A 20,825-nucleotide genomic window follows, 5' to 3' on the forward strand; every position below is an offset into this window, starting at 1 on the left:
ATTAACATATTTTGTTGATAACTGTCTGAAATTAAAAATCCAAAAAATGATTTAATCGTTTTCAGTGTTTCGAACACTCATGATTGCAAATCCGCGCGATGCAAATGTTTAAAAGGCCACTGGCGCGGATTTGTAATCCGTGCCAGTGGCCTGATTTATAGTTCAATTTTCAAAATCTCAATCCGTATATCCAGCCTCACTCTTCCACTCGGAGTAATAAATGATCAGATTGGCTTCGCTTTTCCATTCGGTGAAATACACTTTCCAATGAGCTTCGCTTTTCCATTCTGAAAAATACCAGAGACCCGAATCCGACGTGGCATCGCTTTTCCATTCAGTCACATACACAATCATATCCGCCTCGGATTTCCACTCGGTTACATAAACTATCTTATCGGCTTCGCTTTTCCATTCGGTCACATAAACAACCTGCGCTTCGGACCATACGAAGGCGGAAAAGATCATTGCGAAAAACAAAATTGCTTTCATGATTGTGTGTTTTGAGCGGCAAAATAAACAACAATTATGCCCATAAACTGTCGATTTGCGACATAAATCGCATTCCCGATCGCGATTACTGCCAAAATGACACGCTTTGTGCAATGGCACACGCTTTGACAGTGCGGCAGCCGCTAAAATAAATATACCATGCAGAAAGGTTCAATCAATGTACAAACCGGGAATATCTTTCCCATTATCAAGAAATTCCTTTATTCGGAACACGAAATTTTTCTACGCGAACTGGTTTCAAATGCCGTTGATGCCACAACCAAGCTGAAAAAACTGGTCTCTTTAGGCAAAACCGATGTCGATCTCGGCGATCTGACCATTCAGATTGATCTGGATACAAAAAAGAAAACACTGAAAATTACCGATCGCGGTATTGGCATGACCGAAGAAGAAGTTCAGAAGTATATCAATGAAATTGCTTTCAGCGGAGCCGAAGATTTTGTAAAAAAATACGTTGGTAAAGACGACAAAGAAATCAGCGGCATCATAGGCCATTTCGGACTTGGCTTCTATTCATCATTTATGGTGTCCGAAAAAGTTGAGATCAATACGCTGAGTTATCAGGAAGGAGCCAAAGCTGTCAAATGGACCTGCGACGGATCACCAGAATACACCATGACCGATTCAAAAAGAAAAGATCGTGGCACCGAAATTACACTTCATTTTTCCGAAGAATCGCTCGAATTCAATGAGGAATATCGCATACTCGACATGTTGAAAAAATTCTGTCGCTTTCTGCCCTACCCGATTCAGTTTGGCGTGGAAAAAACGTCGGAACCCATTGAAGGCGAAAAAGACAAAGACGGAAACCAGCAATACAAGGACGTTGAAAAACCCCGCATCATCAATAATACTGACCCGCTCTGGAAAAAGGCTCCGGTAGATTTGAAAGATGAAGATTACAAAAGCTTTTACAAAGAATTGTATCCGTTTTCTTTTGACGAACCGCTCTTCAATATTCACATCAACGTCGATTATCCATTCAACCTGACCGGCATACTTTACTTCCCGAAACTCAAGAAAAATCTGGAGGTTCAGCGCAACAAAATTCAGTTGTACAGCAATCAGGTTTTTGTGACCGACAATGTTGAGAATATTGTTCCGGACTTTCTCACATTGCTGCACGGTGTGATTGATTCACCCGATATTCCTCTAAATGTGAGCCGGAGCTATTTGCAGGGCGATCCAAACGTAAAAAAAATCAGCAGTCATATTTCTAAAAAAGTTGCTGACAAACTCGAAGAACTTTATAAAAACAGCCGCGAAGATTTTGAAAAGAAATGGGACGATATCCGCGTATTCATCCGCTATGGCATGATTACTACCGATACGTTTGCCGAAAGAGCTGAGAAATTTGCCTTGCTGAAAGATACCGACGGAAAATTCTTTACGCTCGAAGAATACAAAGAAAAGATCAAAGATGCTCAAACCGACAAGGACGAAAAACTTGTGATTCTTTACACTACTGACAAAGAAGAGCAGCATACCTACATTTCAGCAGCACAGGCCAAAGGTTATTCGGTCATTGAAATGGACTCCGTGATTGATATACATTACATCGATTTTCTGGAGCGTAAAAACGAAAAAATCGCTTTCAAAAGGGTTGATGCAGAACTCGCCGACAAGCTTGTTGAAAAAAATGTCGAGAACATTATAAGTAAACTGAACGAAGAAGAATCAAAAAAAGTAGAAGACTTATTCAAAAGCAGCGTTCCTTCCGATGTGCAGGTTTTTGTAAAAGTGGAAGCTGCAACCGAAGATTCAGCGCCGGTAAGCATGATGCAGCCTGAATTCATGCGTCGCATGAGCGATATGTCGCAGTTGGGCGGAATGGATTATATGTCGGGCATGGGCCGCAGCTACACGTTGCTTGTCAATTCAAATCATCCGGTTGTGACAGGCTTGGTAGATTCCTCTGATGAGGAGAAAAACAAAAATACCGTAAGTCAGCTCATCGACCTCGCTCTGCTCTCACAAGGACTGCTGAAAGGAGAAAAACTTTCAAGGTTTATCAACCGGAGTATTGACATTATCAAATAAATTTTTAATTTTACATTCAAACAACTCAAAAAACACATGGAAAACACAACCCAGACCTTACCCGGCGGCTCACAGGCCAACCGCAGTAATCCCAAACCCAAAACGGGATGCTTAGGATCAACCATGATAATCATTCTATTGCTTATCATTCTGCTTCCCATCGGAATCTGGATGTGGCGCGCATACAACCGCATGGTTACCAAAGATGAGCTTGTCACAAAGCAATGGGCCATGGTCGAGAATGTTTACCAGAAACGAATGGATCTTGTACAGAATCTTGTAAACACGGTTAAGGGAATGGCTGATTTTGAAAAATCCACTCTGACCGCTGTCATTGAAGCCAGAAGTAAAGCTTCGTCCATAAACATCAATGCTGAAAACCTCGATGAAGAAACCTTTGCCAAATTCCAGCAGGCCCAGGATGAATTCAGCGGAGCTCTGAGCCGGTTAATGGTCGTCATGGAACAATATCCTCAGCTTCAGGCAGTGGAAGGCTTCAAAAACCTGATGAACGACCTGAAAGGAATTGAAAACGAAATTCTGACCCAAAGAAACGTATACAATGAAGTGGCGATGGACTACAACAGATACATCCGCACATTTCCGCGAAACTTGTTTGCGCGTATGTTTGGATTCGAAAAGAAAGGTTATTTCAAATCATCAGAGGGTGCCGAAAATGCGCCTACTGTGAGCTTTGAATAAAATAATTTTGCTACTGAATCCCGGCCCAAAAAGCCGGGATTTTTTTTGCGCCGCATGCCGATCTCTCTGCGTCGATGCAATCGACCTGAGTGCATCGGTCTGGAAAGGGGCTTCCAACAACGCAGAGAAGTCCCTTCAACAGGCATCGCCGATCTCTCTGCGTCGATGCAATCGACCTGAGTGCATCGGCCTGGATAGGGGCTTCCAACAACGCAGAGAGGTCGCTCCAATTAGCATCGCCGATCTCTCTGCGTCGATGCAATCGACCTGAGTGCATCGGCCTGTATAGGGGCTTCCAACAACGCAGAGAGGTCGCTTCGCGACGCACTCAGGTTGTTGGAAGGCAATATTAAAAAATGATAATAGTCACAAGGCTATTTTTAGTAATCAAACGATTTTTTATCTTTACCGAAATTTACTTTTGTGAAAATATTCCGACCATTTCAAAAAGTCTGGAAATTTTACGCGGATGGCTTTCGCAACATGCCTTCCTGGGGTCGTCAGGCATGGGCTGTAGTCATTTTTAAAGGAATTGTTGTGTTTATAATCATGAAGTTTGTCTTTTTCCCAAATCAGCTGAAGAAAAATTTCGACACCGATGAACAGCGCAGCGAACACGTACTCGATCAACTAACAAAAACAAAATAACACATGGATCAAATTTCTTCCCTGGTCGAATGGTCGCGGGCGCAATTCGCGCTGACCGCCATGTACCACTGGATTTTCGTTCCGCTCACACTGGGTATGACTTTCATGATTGCCTTCATGGAAACCCTGTATGTGCGCACTGGAAACGAAGAATGGAAGCGCATTACAAAGTTCTGGGCCAAACTCTTCGGCATCAACTTCGCCATTGGCGTTGCAACCGGCATTATTCTCGAATTTGAATTCGGCACCAACTGGAGCAACTACAGCTGGTTTGTGGGCGATATTTTCGGGGCACCACTGGCCGTGGAAGGCATCATGGCTTTCTTCATGGAAAGCACTTTTATCGCAATCATGTTTTTCGGCTGGAATAAAGTGAGTAAAAAATTCCACCTGCTCTCAACATGGCTGGTGGCCATCGGCGCCAATCTGTCTGCCTTGTGGATTCTGGTTGCCAACGGCTGGATGCAGTTTCCAATTGGCACCGTGTTTAATCCGGATACCGCCCGAAATGAAATGGTTGATTTCTGGGCCATATTGTTCAGCCCGGTTGCCATCAACAAATTTCTGCATACCATTTCGAACGGCTTTGTGGTGTCAGCACTTTTCATGACTGCTGTCAGTGCGTGGTTCATAATCAAAAAACGCGAAGTGGTTTTCGCGAAAAAGAGCATGCTTATCGCCGTCGCATTCGGACTTCTCTCTTCCATATTCCTTGCGCTCACCGGTGACGGATCGGCCTATCAGGTGGCTCAGAAGCAACCGATGAAACTGGCTGCCATGGAGGGTTTATACAAAGGACAGACAGAAGCCGGTTTGATTATGGTTGGCGTCCTCACTCCCGGAAAACAACCCGGTGACGACAAAGACGATTATGTGTTTAAACTTGAAATTCCAAAATTGTTGTCGCTCCTTGGCTATCGCGATGCCAAAGCATTCGTTCCAGGAGTTGAGGATCTTGTTTTCGGAAACGAAGAGCAGGGGCTGATTTCAGCGCAGGAGAAAATGGAGCGCGGAACCGTAGCTGTTGAAACTTTGCGCGAATTCAAGCAGGCAAAACAAAATGGAGACAGCATTAAAACAGCAGAACTCGCATTGCTGTTCGACCGCAGCAAACCGGCTGGTCAGGAATTCTACGATAATTATTTCCGCTATTTCGGTTATGGTCACATCGGAAAACCAGAAGACATTGTGCCCAATGTGCCGCTTGTTTTCTATAGTTTTCACATCATGGTGACACTCGGATTTTTCTTTATTTTATTCTTTGCAGTCTTGTTGCTTTTCCTGATGAAAAATAAAATTGAAAAACGAAAACTCTGGCTGCACCTTGCTATATGGACATTTCCACTTGGCTTTCTGGCTTCGCAGGCCGGCTGGATTGTGGCCGAAGTAGGTCGCCAGCCCTGGGTGATTCAGGATCTGATGCCGGTTAATACAGCTGTCTCGCAGATAAGCGCTTCAGCCGTACAACTCACGTTTATTTTATTCGCTATTATATTCACTTCGTTGCTGATTGCCGAAATTTCGATCATGACCCGCGCAATCAAAAACGGACCAACAGAAGGAGGAAAATAATATGTTTGAAACACTCTCTTACCTCGCTTTACAGGAATACTGGTGGTTTCTGGTTTCGATACTCGGATCGGTACTGGTTTTCCTGCTTTTTGTTCAGGGCGGACAAAGTCTGCTTTACACCATCGGTAAAGAAGAACCACAGACATCGATGCTGGTGAATTCGCTCGGCCGCAAATGGGAATTTACTTTTACTACATTGGTTACTTTTGGCGGTGCTTTTTTCGCGTCGTTTCCGCTGTTTTATTCCACCAGCTTCGGTGGCGCATACTGGCTCTGGATGCTAATTCTATTTACATTTATTTTGCAAGCTGTCAGCTATGAATTCCGCTCAAAGCAGGGGAATGTTTTTGGTAAAAAAACCTTTGAATGGTTTCTTTTTCTGAATGGATTTATAGGAACTGTATCACTTGGAGTGGCCGTTGCGACTATGTTCACCGGTGGAAATTTTATTCACAATGAAATGAATTTCACTTCGTGGAGCAACAACTGGCATGGACTCGAAGCTTTTGCTAATCCGATCAATGTCGCGCTTGGTCTTGCCGTTTTCTTTCTGTCGCGGGTAATTGCCATTCTATATTTCAACAGCACCATCAATGACAATTTAATCCGTGAACGAAATAAAAAACATTTGCTCATTAATTCAGTTTTATTTCTTGTTTTCTTTCTGACTTTCATTATCGCGTCCTGGCTCATCGACGGCTATGCCTACGATTCTGTAACCGGAAAGATTTTCACGGAACCGAATAAATATTTCTACAATAATATTGAGCATCCGCTCACCGGGATATTATTTTTGGTTGGTGTATTGTTGGTTTTGCTGGGCCTTTTCCGCGGAAATACCTGCTACAAAACATGTGGCGGAAAAGCCCTCTATCCGGTTGGAATAGGTACTTTCCTTACGGTACTTTCGCTTTTCTGTAATCTGGGTTACAACAACACCGTTTTCTATCCTTCGCTTATTTCCATGCAGAGTGGACTTACAATCGAAAAGGCTTCTTCAAGCCAGTTTACGTTGACCGTTATGAGCTATGTGTCGCTGCTCGTACCATTTGTTGCAGCTTATATTTTCTTTGCGTGGCGGGCGCTCAACAAAAAGAAAATCGACATTGATGAAATGAACGACGACTCACATAAATATTAAAACAAAAAGTCATGTACCTCTCTTCTATATTATGGCTTCTTACCTGGCCCCTGCTGATTTTTGTTTCTTACCAGACAATACGCCTGCTGTTGAAAAAATACGGCGATAAGCTGGAGAAAACTGAGTAAAAAAAACTTTGTGCAAAGCTTCTAATTTAGTTTGAAATACAAATGAAGCAATCCAGCTCAAATAAAGGCTCCAACAAATTGTCGGTGGAGGTTGTATTACTGGCTGCACAGAGCGATCATCAAACACTAGCTCTCTGGGCTGCAGATTGTGCAGAGCGTGTTTTACCCCTGTTTGCTGATTTGAATCCCGACGACACTCGCCCATCTTTAGCTATAGCAGCCGTCCGCGTCTGGGCATCCGGGCAAATGAGCGTTGGTGAAGCCCGGAAATCGGCCTTTGCCGCTCATGCAGCTGCCCGTGAATCAGGTTCAACCGCTGCAGCCGCTGTTGCACGTTCCTGCGGACATGCAGCAGCCACGGCACATGTGGCTGGACACGCCATCCATGCGGCAATATATGCAATTAAAGCAGTAACACTGGCCGGCAGCGATATTGAAGCTGAATACATTTGGCAACTAAAGCGGTTGAAAACTCAATCGTCTTATTGATAAATGATTATGCTTTACTGCAGCGTGTAGCTGAATAGAATATTGTTATTACAGTGTTAATTGTTTGCAAATCAATAATTCATATTTATATCTTTGTGATATCAATTTAATATCATATGGAAAAGAACATCAAACCATCGCAAGGGTATCTGTCATTAGCCATTAGTTTTCTGATGCTTTGCTCACCCTTTCTGATTTTTGCAAATGACAACAGTTTGCTCCTCATTACCGGCACCATCGTGCTTTCATTTCTTTCAATCTTTGGTTTTATCGGTTTGTTTGTAGTAAACCCAAACGAAAGCATGGTGCTTATTCTCTTTGGAAAATACATGGGAACTGCACGCGACAACGGATTTTTCTGGGTGAATCCTTTTTATGTCAAGAAAAAGATTTCGCTGCGTGCCCGCAACATGGAAAGCGAATCGTTGAAAGTGAATGACAAAATGGGTAATCCAATTATCATCAGTGTTGTCATGGTTTGGCGCATACGCGACACCTACAAAGCCGCTTTCGAAGTCGATAACTACGAAGTATTCGTAAAAACACAAACCGAAGCAGCTGTGCGCAAGCTCGCTCATACTTACCCCTACGACACATTCGACGATGCGCAGGAAGAAATTTCACTGCGTGCCGGTGGCGACGAAATCAATGCGGAACTTGAAAGAGAAATTTCGGAACGACTCTCCATTGCAGGCGTTGAAGTACTTGAGTCGCGACTCTCAAATCTGTCTTATGCGCCGGAAATTGCAGGAGCCATGTTGCAGCGCCAGCAGGCTACCGCCATCATTGCGGCTCGTACACGCATTGTTGAAGGTGCTGTAAGTATGGTTGAACTGGCTCTGAATCAGCTAAGCAAGAAAAATATCGTTGAGCTTGACGACGAGCGTAAAGCTGCCATGGTTGGCAATCTGATGGTTGTCCTCACTTCGGAACGCGCGGCCCAGCCCATTGTTAACGCAGGTACATTATATTAAAATCAATGGTCATGAACACTTTCAGTGAAACACAGGACACACGAAAACCCTGGTTTATAGCAATTCCCATCGTATTGTGGATCGCATATATGGTATATGCTGTAATAACGCTATACAACTATCAGACTGTTGGAACACCGCTTGGGAAAAATGGCGAAGAAATGCCAGTGGCACTCTTTATTGTAATCATGGTTTTTCTCAGTCTGACATTTGCGTTCCTGTTGTTTATAATGCTGCGGCTTGAACTTAAAGTGAGTATCACCTCAAGTGGAATATATTTCGAAATGCCGCCATTCAAAAAGCCAGTAACCTACAAGCCGGAAGAAATTGAATTTGCGTATGTGCGCAAATATCTCCCGATAAGACAATACGGCGGCTGGGGCTGGCGCGGGATTCACGACAAGGCCTATAATGTCAGCGGCCGGTGGGGCATTCAGATCATTCTGAAAAATAAACGCAGAGTATTGCTGGGCGTAAAAAATCATGAACAGGCAGCAAAAGCACTGGAATCCATTGGATTCAATAAAAAACCGTAGCCATGGGCAAAAAAGCATTTGCGCTCCGCATCGACGAAGAAGTGATGAAAGCTCTGGAAAAGTGGGCTGCCGACGAATTCCGCTCAGTCAATGGACAGATTGAATGGATCCTGCATCAATCGCTGGCCAAAGCCGGACGGGTTCCGAAAAAAGATAAAAATAATTCTGATAATCATGGAAATCAAGACGGTATCGCGAGCTGAATCCATTCCTGATCCTGCCAAGAGAAGGGTCACGCGTCCGGAGACGCGCGCCCAGTGGTAGGTTTAGAAAAAAGAAATCGTATTACAAATCTCGTATTTACAAAAAAAGCTGCCTTTTCGGGCAGCTTTTTTATTTCTTTCAATACCTGATTAAACAAGCTTGATTGGTGTCTTTTCTGTTGGATCCAGCGCTGCGCTGGTAACATCAACATCAGCTTCGACGAAATAAGCCGATTTTTCGTTATCGGCAAATGCGCCCACTTTTCCCAAAGCGCCCAATGCACCACCTTTTTCTTTCATTTCGTCATTGGAAGATTTGATGATTGAAAATGGCAGTGTAAAAGGGATTTCCTTTGTTTCACCAGTTTTAATGGTGAATACTTCGCTCAATTTCACCTGACCGAGTGTGAGTTCTTTTGTTTCCTTTTCTTCACCTCTGCCGGTGGTGTACTCTTCGATCATTTTCACTTCGATGCCTTTGACTTCCTGATCGCTTTTGGTAGTCAGCACAATGGTTCCGGTAACTGTGCCATCGGCTTTGCCAGCCTGAGCCGGAATACGAAGTTCAACTTTCACTCCGCCGATTCCGAGTTTGTTCTTCATGTTTTGGAAAAATCCCATAGTAAAAAAATTTAGTTAGTAAATAGAGACAGTTTGCCGGAGGGGGTGCCGGATTATTTTTTCCCGGGATACGCTTTAACAGCGGCTTCCAGAATTTCCATGCTGCGTTTCATGTCAGTCACATTCAGTACATAGCTAATGCGGACTTCGTCTTTTCCCATGCCAGGTGTGGAATAAAATCCTGTTGCCGGCGCAAGCATAACGGTGTCACCGTTGAGGTTAAAATCTTCGAGCAGCCACTGACAGAATTTATCGCTATCATCAATCGGAAGGCGGGCAACCACGTAGAATGCACCTTTAGGATTTGGGCAGAAAGCGCCTTCCATTTTATTGATGGCTTCGACAACGATATTGCGACGGGCAACATACTCCGCTTTAACTTCAGTGAAATAAGATTCGGGGGTGTCGATGGCCGCTTCCGAAGCCACCTGGCCAAAAGTCGGCGGACTCAGACGGGCCTGCGCAAATTTCATGGCTGCTGCCATCACTTCTTTGTTCTTCGAAATCAATGCACCAATGCGGAATCCACAGGCGCTGTAGCGTTTCGAAACAGAGTCAACCAAAATGCTGTTCTGGTCGAGGCCTTCCAGTTCCATGACTGAAAAGTGCTTAGCATCGCCATAAATAAATTCGCGATAAACTTCATCGGCCAAAAGATACAAATTATGCTTTTTTGCGAGCCGGCCGAGTGTCTCGATTTCTTCTTTCGAATATAAATATCCGGTCGGGTTATTTGGGTTGCAGACCAGAATGGCTTTGGTTTTCGGAGTAATTACTTTTTCGAATTCCTCAATGGCAGGAAGAGCAAAGCCGGTATCTATTTTTGAAGGAATCGGAACATTTTTCACACCGCAATTGACCGAAAAGCCATTGTAATTAGCGTAAAATGGTTCGGGTACAATCAGTTCATCGTCAGGATCCATTATTGTACTGAGGGCAATCAAAATGGCTTCAGACCCGCCTGCAGTAACTATAATATCGTCGGCTGTGACGTGAATATTGTTTTTTTCGTAGTAGCCAACAAGCTTCTGCCTGTATGAAAGAATTCCTGCCGAATGGCTGTATTCAACTACTTTCTGACTGAAATTGCGAATGGCATTCATCGCCACATCGGGTGTAGGAATGTCGGGCTGTCCAATATTGAGGTGATAAACTTTCACTCCGCGTTTTTTTGCGGCATCGGAAAAAGGAACCAGCTTGCGTATGGGCGAAGCAGGCATGTTCTGAGCTTTTCTTGATATTCCGGGCATGACTATGTGTTTTAAGTAAAAAAAATCCCGTCAGCATTTGACGGGACAAAGTTTCAAAAAAAAAATGACAAATGACAAACAAATGATATTAAATCACCTTGCCTTTGATTACAATGACAACCGGTGAATTTTCGGCGTTGGAAAGGATATTTACCTGCTTACTGAAGTCGCCTTCTTTTTCGGCATCAAAGGTTATTTTGATGCTTTTTTTCTGACCTGGCATAATGGGCTCTTTCGGATACGACGGAACTGTGCATCCGCAACTGGAACGGGGTTCTGAAAGCAGCAATGGTTGTTTGCCGGTGTTTGTAAACACAAAATCATAGGAAATTGGTGTGCCTTTGCTGATTGAACCAAAGTCGTGCGTTAGTTTTTCGAAGGAAATGACGGGACCGGTGGCCACATTCTGGGCTGCAACAAAAGCAAATGGCAGAGCCATCATCAGCAGAGAGAAAATTATTCTTTTCATATTGAGTGTTTTATTAATTAACAAAAGGAGTTCCGTTGTTGTCGTAGTTCTGGAAAGGCATGATTTCTTCCGGCTTTTTCTTAATGTTGCCGCTTATTTTCAGATAGACAGTTCCGTTGGTCGCATTTGACTCCACGGTGACCTGCTTATTGATCGGACCAATGCGGCCAGAGTCATATTTGACTTTTATGGCGCCGGTTTTCCCGGGAAGAATGGGTTCGTGAGGCCAGGTAGGCACCGTACATCCGCACGTAGAGCGTACATTAGACAGGAGTAAGGGCTCATTGCCAGTGTTAGTGAACGTGAAATCAACTTCTGCACGGTCACCGGCAGTGATTTCGCCAAAATCGTGAACAAGCTTGTCGAATTTGACTGTTGCACCACTCTGAGCATTGATCGCAATACCAGTGAGGAAGAACAATGCAAGAAATAAAGACATCGTTTTCATAGTATCATGAAATTTTGACAAAAATACAAAAATCCGGTGCGCAATAACAAATCATGTGCCATCTAATTCATTTCGATCAATTTGATTTATGCAAACGATAATAGTTTAAATCTCATAGAATTTTTACATTTGTAGGAAATATTGCCACATGCCGGATATAAAAATTCAAATGACCGATCACAATGCAGACCAGTGCCGATGCGAAAATTGCATTATGCGTGGGCTGATTTCGAGTTATGTTCCCGAAGAAGATAATGATGTTTTATGCCGCATAAAGAGGCAAAAAGCTTTTAAAAAAGGCGAAATCATTGTAAAGCAAGGCGAACCCATCGTAGATTTCTTTTATATCAAAAGTGGTATTGTCAAATTGTCAGCAACAACCGAATCACAGCGAACCCACATAATTTCGATTGCAAAACCACACGACTACATAAGTCTCCTAACAGTATTTCACGGCAAAAACTACGCTTACACAATGACTGCCATTGAATATACCGAGATTTGTATATTCCCGCTCAATCTGATTATAGATATGGCGATGCGTTATGGGAACCTTGCCATTGGTTTGCTGAAAAAATCGAGCAAAACCTCCGATGATATCATTGACCGTTTTGTGCAGAACAACAGTCGAAACCTGCGCGGACGCATAGCATTGACATTGCTTGATTTCTCGAAAGAAATCTATAAGTCCAGAATTTTTGAAATGCCTATTTCGCGTAAAGAAATTGCTGAATTAATCGGTATGACTACGGAAAATGTAATCCGCATCCTGAGCGAATTCCGCAAAGAAGAAATTATTCGCATCGAAGGCAAAGAAATTGAGATTCTTGATTTCGATCGACTGCAAATGATCAGTGACCGCGGCTGAGAGCCATGCATGATATTGAACCATTTTACAACTGGCGCCACCTCTACATAAGCGAGGAAGATAGCATGTCGCCCTTTTATGGAAGGGAATACAGCGATATTTATTTTACCCACGCTGTTTACAATTATTATATCCATCCTCAATGGGACGATTTCGGATCCAACACGTTGTATCTGAAAATCATTTTTGCAGATTATCGCAGCAGGACCGCCATTATTGAATTTATTGGCGAATGGAATGATCTGCTGTATAATGACATTATGTTTCTGAAGCGGAACGTTGTTGAAACTTTGATTGAAAGCGGAGTTTCGAACTTTATTCTCATTGGCGAAAACGTCCTCAACTTTCATTATTCCGACACCGACTACTACGAAGAATGGCTCGAAGAGCTCGATGAAGGCTATATTACCTGCATCGGTTTTTTACCCCATGTTGTTGAAGATATGCGCAAAGGCCGCATCAGCCGCTACATAACGATCAACGATGAAATTAACGAGTTACCCTGGCGCACTTATCTGCCCGACAATCTGATTCTGAAAGTGGAGTCACTGCTTTAGGCGTTAGGCGTTAGGCGCTAGGCGTAAGGCGTTAGGCGTAAGGCATAAGGCGTTAGGCATAAGGCGTTAGGCATTCGGTTTAACGTCCCGACTACGTCGGAGGCGACATTCTGGCGTCGCATTGTCAATACTTTTCTTTTTCATTGTCCTTCGACAAGCTCAGGATAAACTCCAAGAAAAGTATTACCGCTTTCAGCGGCATAAACTCCAGAAAAGCTAGTCGCCAGATATGGTTTTCGGAAAAATAAACGGACATTTTCGTTTACTTTGTTAGGCGGTTTTTTCGAAAACCTATTTTGAATAAAATGCTAAACCGCCACTACGCCACACGTTTTCCCATCCCGGAATCGTCGCCGGAGGTGACATTCTGGCGTTGGGAATACGAAATGGAAATTATAAAGTTATCAAGTTAAAAGGTAACGTTTGATCAAGTGACAACTACGCACTCACTCTGATTCTCCTGACCATTGAATCCGAAACGGTGACACCCGCGCCTCTGCAGACCGCTCTGGGAGGCATTCTCCGCGCGTGCCAACAAATATTGCTTGTCTGAATATGTTGTATGGAAAGATATTTCAGCCATTAAAAATTAACGTTGAGTAAAGATAAAAAATTATTTCTACGTGCACTAAATGTTAAATTTGGGACGCCAGGGGGTTTGGCCTTTGTGGGAGCGGATCGTGGCGTCCCATTTGGTGTCCCAAAATAGAAAACTCATGTTCAGCACACATCAAATTTTTTACACTACTCTCCTCCAAATTCCCAACCCCCGAAAATTTAATAATTTCAATGCTTTTCTGAGAGTAAAAAGCCCCGCTGGAGGGCGGGGCGTTTACATATAAAAGGATGTAAATATTTATTGTGAATATTACTGTGTGGATTCACATCCACCAGAAAATGGAGCAAATAAATATTTTTTTGAAAAACCTGAGTTGATTGATATAACAGTAACGGAATCTGTTCCTTTGTTTTTTATTATTGTGTCATTAATACAGACATTTTTGAAGAAGGACATATTTGGTTTAACATCAATATCATAAAAATAAATCGAATCAGCTGATTGAATGGAAATCATCGCGCCACTGCTATCAATACCAGAATAGTCTTTTTTTATCAACACTCCTCTAAATTCTTGATTTAAATATACACGTGTGTAATACTCTTGCATGTGAATAATAGGTGCATTTTTTAAATGAGAACTTAAGCTTGATAAGAAAACAATTACTGCAACTATTGTTACTGCAGCAATTACTAATATAATCAACAATGGTGATTTTTTAGTTTCCTGTGCCATTTGGTTGTGATGAGTTATATTCTTTCGCTTTCTCGTCAAAAACTTTTGTATTCGATGGGTCACTTTTCATTTGAGGGACATTCTTGAGAAATTTTGCAAAATCCTCACTCCATGGTAAATCAGTATGAGGCTTCCATTGCACTAAACTGCCTGTTGAATTCATTTCTTTATCTTCTAAGACGAAATTTTCGGTTTTGTTGTTGAAATAATATATTTCTCCTCCTGCAAAAGTCTGAACTGGGTCATCAATATGAACAAAGCTATAATGATTCTTAATACCTGGATGATTTGCAGGGTTTTCACTGTCATTTTTTCCGTTATAGGCAGGTGTTGCAACAGTAATTAAATTCACATTTATACCAATCGAACTTAAAAAGCCAGCAGCTTGAATTGCCACATTTCCTCCGTGACTATAACCAATAAGAGTTACTGGTTCATTTTCTGAAATTTGCCCTGAAGCCAACATTGTCGCTCTCGTTTTCATGACATGAACAGTAAGAACAAGTGCACTAATAAATCTATCGGTTTCTTTATTTAATAACGGTGCATCCCAAGTAAATGAATCATCACAGCTTGAATTTCCACCTATTCTCATTAGTTGATTTTTAACAGATGATGAAAAAACGTATCGGCTTGAGTTCTGATTAGACCCATGAATAATAAAAGCCTCCAACCCATCAAAGTCAATTGCCTGAATAGGCGTATTGGAAGCAAACTGATATGGTGACAATTCTGGGTATTTTTGTTGCTGAACTATTAATGGGTCAGCCGACAAAAATCGTCCAATTCTATTATCATAAATTCTTGCACCATAATCCTGCTGATTTCCAGTCCCTTTCACCTCGTTGTCATTCTCTTTGCCATTGAATCCGAAACGGTGACACCCGCGCCTCTGCAGCCCGCTCTGGGAGCCATTCTCAGCGCGCGCCAATAAATAACGATCGTCTGAATATGTTGTATGGAAAGATGTTTCGGGCATGGAAAATTAACGCTGAGTAAAGATAGAAAATTATTTCTGAGTGTGCATAATGTTAAATTTGGGACGCCAGGGGGTTTGAGTTGTGTGGGTGCGGGATGTGGCGTCCCATGAATGATGCTTTTTATTGAAATTGACCTGGAGCACACGCTTGTATTATACATAATAAAAATGTGCGCAATCGCAAATTAGCAACATATATTGACCAATCTTTACTCATCAAATATTCTAACATCAATAAAACTCCATCCGTACCAATTCTCCTCAATATGCCTAAAAGTATTATTGCTAACTGAATAGTCATTAAAATTACAATATCTGAATTTTGTTAGCATTGATGATTGCAAATATTCATATACAACATAAAGTCCATTATCATTCTTGATTATTATTACTGAATTTAAAAAATTAAAATAAAAAAACTTATTGCGATCAATACGAATAAGAGTTGAATACAACATACCTCCAGGTATAATGAAAGAAAACGAATTGATTCTTAGTTTCTCAATATATGACTTTAGCATTGAATCAACTTCAAATAATTCGGTAGATTTAAGCATCCCATACTCATAAAGCAATGTTAATGACTGGTTGTTCAAATCACTTTTTGTAATTTCTAAACCTAATGAATCCTTAATGTACGACTGTTTATAAATAGATCTGATTGGAATAAGGTCATTAATAGAATCAATTTTTGTGAAAACAGTTGAATCTGCCTTTGATAAAGATGTGCATTCTTTATTAATTTCATACCAACAATTCCATCTATCAATATCCTGAAACATTTCATCTTGACTCACCCAAAGATCTTCTCCGACAACCCATCCCTCCCCAATATTCGGTACTGTGTCAGTGAGATATGTTAGATATGCTATGATGCTAACACATCTTTTAGTTTTACAGCCATTTTTAAGACCATTAACACAAGAGTCAAATTTGCACTTAAATGCTGGATCAACTCCTTTATTACAACCGCAATGTATTGTCATTATTGTTGTTATAATTATAAAAAGAATTTTCTTTTTCATAATCATTTATTCTTCTTTTGTAATCACTGGAATTGAAAGTGGTTGTTTTACTTCAAATGGTTCGTCTGCATCATAATTCATTTTTGTCACACTATTATCGCTTTCTGTTGCGCCCTGCGTCACTGTGCCATTAGAATAATCTTCATATTCATCCTCACGAGTATTATTATTAACAGGGTTTTCGGCATTCTTAATTGCATCTGAATGAGCAGGATCATAATCTTTACGGAAGACTTGAATCATATATTGCTCATATAATTCATGTGAAAGTTTTCCAATTTGAGTAAATCCCCTGGATTTAAGGTATCCTGAATAAGATTTACTTCCAACCATTACCTTATTAAACTTTCCCGTTAGATTAAACTGTTTTATGTCCTTCATATCTATTTCGCCAGTCGCGGCTTTTCCAACATTAACATCAGACGAACCATATACAGCTTTAATATTAACAACTGATTTATCCGTTACAATTTTACTCATAACATTATAAAAAGCCTTACCATTAGGTGTCATATCATCTACATTACCTGGAAAATTTTTGTTGGTTCCAATTACCACCTCATATTGCCCATTCCCAACAGCTTTTAACCCAACATCAAATTGACCTTCCAAGCCCATTTTCATAACACTCAAAAAAGCATCAATAGACTCTTGACTACTAAAAGACATATATATTTTTTTCCCATCTCTATCCATCAACATTATTGGAGAATTTGCCGCGAAGCAATATGGAGATAAATCAGGATAATCTTTAAACAATGGGTCCACACTCATCCACCTTCCCAATCTCGAATCATAAATCCTCGCACCAAAATCAACACTATTTCCAGTCCCTTTCACCTCATTGTCATTCTCTTTACCATTGAATCCGAAACGGTAGTTGTCCGAAGAATAGGTTCTGTCTGTTTCAAGTGAACCGAAAGGATAATAATCCTGGGCGCTGGTGATCACAGCAGCATACGAATCAACCACACCATCGGCATCGCCATCGGCAGTCAGTTTTATATCTGACACCGTGGTGAGCACATTGCCCAGATGGTTGGAAAATTCGTACATTTTTTTGCCTAAATCAGGTGACTAAAGTATAAAAATAAATTAAGTTGTTTGGATTTTATTCCGAATCGGTCCAACACCAGCAGGTTTCTCCGCAGCTTTCTTGACGACATCGCCACTTGACCTCGACCTTGTTCTCGACCTTGACCTCAATCTCAACCTTGACCGTGTTCTCGACCTTGTTCTTGACCTCGTTCTCGTACCAGCGTGCAGGAATTCGGATAAACAGCGCTATTGCTCTTTATCAATTATTGCTTATCTTTGAAATAAAAAAATACTATGGGAGCATTTCATGCCTACGATATCCGTGGAGTATACGGAAAAGATTTCAATGCCGAAGACGTGTACAGGATGGGTTTTTTTCTGCCCTCAATAATGAATGCAAAACGATGGTTGGTAGGCCGCGATGTGCGCGAATCATCGCCTGAAATTCACCGGCAGCTGCTGAAAGGTCTGACTGATGCGGGCTGTGAGGTATCCGATGCCGGGCTTTGCACAACACCCATGGTGTATTGGGGTACTGCAAAATTTGGATTCGACGCATCTGTAATGATTACGGCCAGCCACAATCCCAGTGAATACAACGGGTTGAAAATTTCGGCAGCCAATGCAGTCCCGGTTGGATACGATAACGGATTGAACAAGCTGGAACAAAAAATAAAAGAAATTCCGGAAGTGACAGTGACGCCCGGAAAGGTGATTGAACTGGATTTTCTGAAAGATTATGTAGCGTTCATGATGCCTTATAAAAAAGACATCAGCAATCTGAAAATAGTGATGGACTGCAGCAATGGCATGGCCTCGCTGATGGTAAAAGATATTTTTGGTTCGCATCCGGTTTACCTGTTCGATGAGCTCGACGGCCGCTTCCCGAACCACGAGCCGAATCCGCTCGATATGAAAAACATCATTCAGTTGCAGCAGAAAGTGAAGGAAACCGGAGCCGATTTAGGGGTAATATTCGATGGCGATGCCGACCGTGTGATGTTTACCGATGAGAATGGAACCTTCATTCCGCCTGATCTTCTGATAGGTCTGCTCGGACATTATTTTCTGGAAGAAAAAGGATTGAAGGGCAAAGTGATTCAGGATATACGCACTTCTAAATCTGTTGCAGAATACCTCGCTCCTCTGGGTGCTGAAATGAAAATCTGGCGCGTTGGTCGGGCCTATGCAGCCAATATGTTGCGCGAGATTGACGGAATCTATGGCGGAGAGCTGGCCGGACATTATTACTTTAAGGATTTTTACTACAGTGATTCCGGCATACTTGCATCAATTCTGATCATCAATCTCTTTGCTCAGTTCAAACGTGAGGGTATATCAGCTTCGGCAGTGGTAGGTAGAATCTGCAAATACCAAAACTCAGGAGAAATCAATTTTCGCATCGCGGAAAAACAAAAAGCAATGGATGCTGTGAAAGATCATTTTTTCGCACAGGCCTCTCCCACTCTGTTTCTCGATTTCGATGGCTACCGTGTTGAGTATCCCGACTGGTGGTTCAATATCAGGCCTTCGAACACAGAACCCTATTTGCGCCTGCTGGTTGAAGCAAAAACAGCTGAATTGCTTCAAGAAAAAACGGAGACCATTAATAAAATTCTTGCAAATTTTCAGTCATGAAAAAAATAATATTCCTTTCATTTCTGGCTCTGGCATTATTGTCTGTGACATCATGCAAAGACAATGATGATTTGCCCGACAATGAATTTGAACTAAACGAAGCGCAGACAAACTGGAGCAAACGATTGCTGATCCAGCGTCCATACAGCAATTTACCTCAGGCTCTAAATGGAGAATATTGCGAAGTCAAGACTGGTTTTCTGTATGTGAAAGGAGACACCATTTCGGGGTATGCCAGCCTGAAACTCAGCACTGAATACACATATATTTTCACATCGAAAAATGCCGGACTAACCTGGACCATGCAAAGCTCGCAAAATGGATACTTTCTTTCAACCACCCAATTGGGCGAAAAATCCTATGCGCTGCGAAACTACCTTTCCAATGTGGAATTCGGATCGGGCCAGCAATACGGTGGCTCCTGGTCATGGAGCAGCATGGCCGGGAATGCCAGTAAAATAAGAGTTCTCAACGAGGACACCCTGTATGCTTTCGGTTCCGATGGAATCAGAGTAAGTCAGAATGGCGGATTAAACTGGACCATCAACAGCACATTTAATGCAACAGATATTCAGAATTACGATGAAAACTCGCTGATCGGAATTTTTGGAAACGAAATCCGTGTTTCTGATGATCTGGGTTCTAACTGGACTCTTCTCAGCACCGTGTCTCAAACATTGTATTGCCTTTACAAAAATCCTGACGGCAACTGGTTTGCAGGGGGTAAAAACGGGTGTTTGCTTAAGAGCACCGATAATGGCAACAGCTGGACTCAGAAGTTTATTCTGACCAACATTTATCCATATTCGGGACCGGCACAGACGCAGGCGGTTCATTTTCTCGATGCCAACAACGGATTTGCAGCCATTGCCTGTCCTACAGTAGTGAATTGCGGCGACAGTTTCGATGCTATGACCGGCTGCATCCTGCGCACACTCGACGGAGGAGAGACCTGGACGGTGAATTACAGAACAGAGTTTATCCGATACACAAACCTGCTTTCAGCCGAAGGACCCAATGTGATGGCATTGGGTGCACAGTACCGTGATAACTACGTTTCGGGAATTTATGTAACTTTGACAACAACATTAGGAAACTGATATGAATTTCTCCATTTCTTTTCTTCGCTCGCTGGCAGCTGTATTTATATTTTCATTTATTCTGACCGGTTGTCAGGATCCCAAGCGCAAAGCCATCGATCTGAAACTTGAAGGCATTGATCTCACTTACAAAAGGCAATTTGACAAAGCGATCGAAACGCTCAATAAATCACTCCGATACAACGATCAGGATGCGGAAACATATTTTGTAATTGGAACCGCCTATTATGGGTTGAATAAAAAGGATTCGGCATTTAACTATTACAGCAGGGCTATTGAGGTTGATTCAACTTACGATCAGCCTTACATCAATCGTGGACGACTTTACAAAGAACGAAATGATCGGGACAATGCCTGCCGCGATTGGCTGAAAGCAGAAGAATGCGGCAATAAATCCATCCGGGAAGAAACGAAGTTCTGCAAATAGGACTATAAAACCCTCGAAGGGTTTTGAAACCCTTCGAGGGTTTATAAGCCAGACGGGCACAATCTTATAGTGTTTTTTAGATTTTTGGCGGAAAAATTTGTTCTTCCGTTCTCATTGTCGTGTGCATAACATTCTTATCTTTGCCGCATTAACATTAAAAAAAAGGAG

General features: G+C 42.1%; 23 protein-coding genes. 14 read left to right on the forward strand and 9 right to left on the reverse strand.

Annotated elements, in window-relative coordinates:
- Positions 1 to 177 precede the first annotated feature (177 nt).
- Positions 178 to 489, reverse strand: a complete 312-nt coding sequence (locus A2W93_15250) for a hypothetical protein (GenBank protein ID OFY53378.1) — start codon at positions 487 to 489, stop codon at positions 178 to 180.
- Positions 490 to 648: 159 nt separating this feature from the next.
- Here A2W93_15250 and A2W93_15255 point away from each other — a divergent pair, with 159 nt between their 5' ends.
- The 9 genes from A2W93_15255 to A2W93_15295 all read left to right on the forward strand — a co-directional run bounded on the left by A2W93_15255 (position 649) and on the right by A2W93_15295 (position 8,943).
- A complete protein-coding gene (locus tag A2W93_15255; protein OFY53379.1) occupies positions 649 to 2,550 on the forward strand; it encodes a molecular chaperone HtpG in 1,902 nt (633 codons plus the stop codon).
- A 123-nt stretch (positions 2,551 to 2,673) separates the two neighbouring features.
- Complete coding sequence (locus A2W93_15260) at positions 2,674 to 3,252, forward strand: LemA family protein (protein OFY53448.1); 579 nt, start codon at positions 2,674 to 2,676, stop codon at positions 3,250 to 3,252.
- A gap of 423 nt (positions 3,253 to 3,675) precedes the next feature.
- Positions 3,676 to 3,900, forward strand: coding sequence for a DUF4492 domain-containing protein (locus tag A2W93_15265; GenBank protein OFY53380.1), 225 nt, complete (start codon positions 3,676 to 3,678; stop codon positions 3,898 to 3,900).
- Positions 3,901 to 3,903: 3 nt separating this feature from the next.
- A complete protein-coding gene (locus A2W93_15270) occupies positions 3,904 to 5,472 on the forward strand; it encodes a cytochrome C oxidase subunit II (GenBank protein ID OFY53381.1) in 1,569 nt (522 codons plus the stop codon).
- Position 5,473: 1 nt separating this feature from the next.
- Positions 5,474 to 6,613 (forward strand): cytochrome C oxidase assembly protein, encoded by a 1,140-nt coding sequence (locus tag A2W93_15275; GenBank protein ID OFY53382.1) that lies wholly within the window; start codon positions 5,474 to 5,476, stop codon positions 6,611 to 6,613.
- A gap of 170 nt (positions 6,614 to 6,783) precedes the next feature.
- Positions 6,784 to 7,230: a hypothetical protein gene (locus A2W93_15280; protein ID OFY53383.1), complete on the forward strand. Its 447-nt coding sequence runs from the start codon at positions 6,784 to 6,786 to the stop codon at positions 7,228 to 7,230.
- A 116-nt stretch (positions 7,231 to 7,346) separates the two neighbouring features.
- A complete protein-coding gene (locus A2W93_15285) occupies positions 7,347 to 8,204 on the forward strand; it encodes a hypothetical protein (protein OFY53384.1) in 858 nt (285 codons plus the stop codon).
- A 5-nt stretch (positions 8,205 to 8,209) separates the two neighbouring features.
- A complete protein-coding gene (locus A2W93_15290; GenBank protein ID OFY53385.1) occupies positions 8,210 to 8,740 on the forward strand; it encodes a hypothetical protein in 531 nt (176 codons plus the stop codon).
- 2 nt (positions 8,741 to 8,742) lie between these two features.
- Positions 8,743 to 8,943, forward strand: a complete 201-nt coding sequence (locus A2W93_15295) for an Arc family DNA binding domain-containing protein (protein ID OFY53386.1) — start codon at positions 8,743 to 8,745, stop codon at positions 8,941 to 8,943.
- 150 nt (positions 8,944 to 9,093) lie between these two features.
- On the opposite strand, the gene A2W93_15300 is transcribed toward A2W93_15295, so the two are convergent.
- From A2W93_15300 to A2W93_15315, 4 genes are all read right to left on the reverse strand, one after another.
- Complete coding sequence (locus A2W93_15300) at positions 9,094 to 9,564, reverse strand: hypothetical protein (GenBank protein ID OFY53387.1); 471 nt, start codon at positions 9,562 to 9,564, stop codon at positions 9,094 to 9,096.
- Positions 9,565 to 9,617: 53 nt separating this feature from the next.
- Complete coding sequence (locus tag A2W93_15305) at positions 9,618 to 10,814, reverse strand: aspartate aminotransferase (protein OFY53388.1); 1,197 nt, start codon at positions 10,812 to 10,814, stop codon at positions 9,618 to 9,620.
- 88 nt (positions 10,815 to 10,902) lie between these two features.
- The gene (locus tag A2W93_15310; GenBank protein OFY53389.1) at positions 10,903 to 11,283 is read right to left on the reverse strand and encodes a hypothetical protein; all 381 of its coding nucleotides are present in this window, start codon (positions 11,281 to 11,283) and stop codon (positions 10,903 to 10,905) included.
- 13 nt (positions 11,284 to 11,296) lie between these two features.
- On the reverse strand, positions 11,297 to 11,731 hold the full coding sequence (locus A2W93_15315) for a hypothetical protein (GenBank protein ID OFY53390.1): 435 nt from the start codon (positions 11,729 to 11,731) through the stop codon (positions 11,297 to 11,299).
- Between the two features lie 148 nt (positions 11,732 to 11,879).
- Here A2W93_15315 and A2W93_15320 point away from each other — a divergent pair, with 148 nt between their 5' ends.
- Both A2W93_15320 and A2W93_15325 read left to right on the forward strand, forming a co-directional pair.
- Positions 11,880 to 12,599, forward strand: a complete 720-nt coding sequence (locus A2W93_15320; protein ID OFY53391.1) for a hypothetical protein — start codon at positions 11,880 to 11,882, stop codon at positions 12,597 to 12,599.
- Positions 12,600 to 12,604: 5 nt separating this feature from the next.
- Positions 12,605 to 13,156 carry a hypothetical protein gene (locus A2W93_15325; protein OFY53392.1) on the forward strand — a complete coding sequence of 184 codons (552 nt, stop codon included), beginning with the start codon at positions 12,605 to 12,607 and terminating at the stop codon, positions 13,154 to 13,156.
- An 868-nt stretch (positions 13,157 to 14,024) separates the two neighbouring features.
- On the opposite strand, the gene A2W93_15330 is transcribed toward A2W93_15325, so the two are convergent.
- The 4 genes from A2W93_15330 to A2W93_15345 form a co-directional block, all read right to left on the reverse strand.
- Positions 14,025 to 14,450 carry a hypothetical protein gene (locus A2W93_15330; GenBank protein ID OFY53393.1) on the reverse strand — a complete coding sequence of 142 codons (426 nt, stop codon included), beginning with the start codon at positions 14,448 to 14,450 and terminating at the stop codon, positions 14,025 to 14,027.
- Positions 14,434 to 15,429 carry a hypothetical protein gene (locus tag A2W93_15335; GenBank protein OFY53394.1) on the reverse strand — a complete coding sequence of 332 codons (996 nt, stop codon included), beginning with the start codon at positions 15,427 to 15,429 and terminating at the stop codon, positions 14,434 to 14,436. Before A2W93_15335 ends, A2W93_15330 begins: the two co-directional genes overlap by 17 nt.
- A 209-nt stretch (positions 15,430 to 15,638) precedes the next feature.
- Entirely contained in the window at positions 15,639 to 16,460 is an 822-nt protein-coding gene (locus tag A2W93_15340) for a hypothetical protein (GenBank protein OFY53395.1), read from the reverse strand.
- Positions 16,461 to 17,510 (reverse strand): hypothetical protein, encoded by a 1,050-nt coding sequence (locus A2W93_15345; GenBank protein OFY53396.1) that lies wholly within the window; start codon positions 17,508 to 17,510, stop codon positions 16,461 to 16,463.
- Between the two features lie 276 nt (positions 17,511 to 17,786).
- On the opposite strand from A2W93_15345, the gene A2W93_15350 reads away from it, so the two are divergent.
- From A2W93_15350 to A2W93_15360, 3 genes are read left to right on the forward strand one after another with little or no spacing between them, the layout of a single operon-like run.
- Complete coding sequence (locus tag A2W93_15350; GenBank protein ID OFY53397.1) at positions 17,787 to 19,130, forward strand: phosphoglucomutase; 1,344 nt, start codon at positions 17,787 to 17,789, stop codon at positions 19,128 to 19,130.
- Entirely contained in the window at positions 19,127 to 20,230 is a 1,104-nt protein-coding gene (locus A2W93_15355) for a hypothetical protein (GenBank protein OFY53398.1), read from the forward strand. Before A2W93_15350 ends, A2W93_15355 begins: the two co-directional genes overlap by 4 nt.
- 1 nt (position 20,231) lies before the next feature.
- On the forward strand, positions 20,232 to 20,657 hold the full coding sequence (locus tag A2W93_15360) for a hypothetical protein (GenBank protein ID OFY53399.1): 426 nt from the start codon (positions 20,232 to 20,234) through the stop codon (positions 20,655 to 20,657).
- Positions 20,658 to 20,825: the final 168 nt, after the last annotated feature.

The organism is Bacteroidetes bacterium GWF2_43_63, assembly GCA_001769275.1.
Taxonomy (GTDB): Bacteria; Bacteroidota; Bacteroidia; order Bacteroidales; family DTU049; genus GWF2-43-63.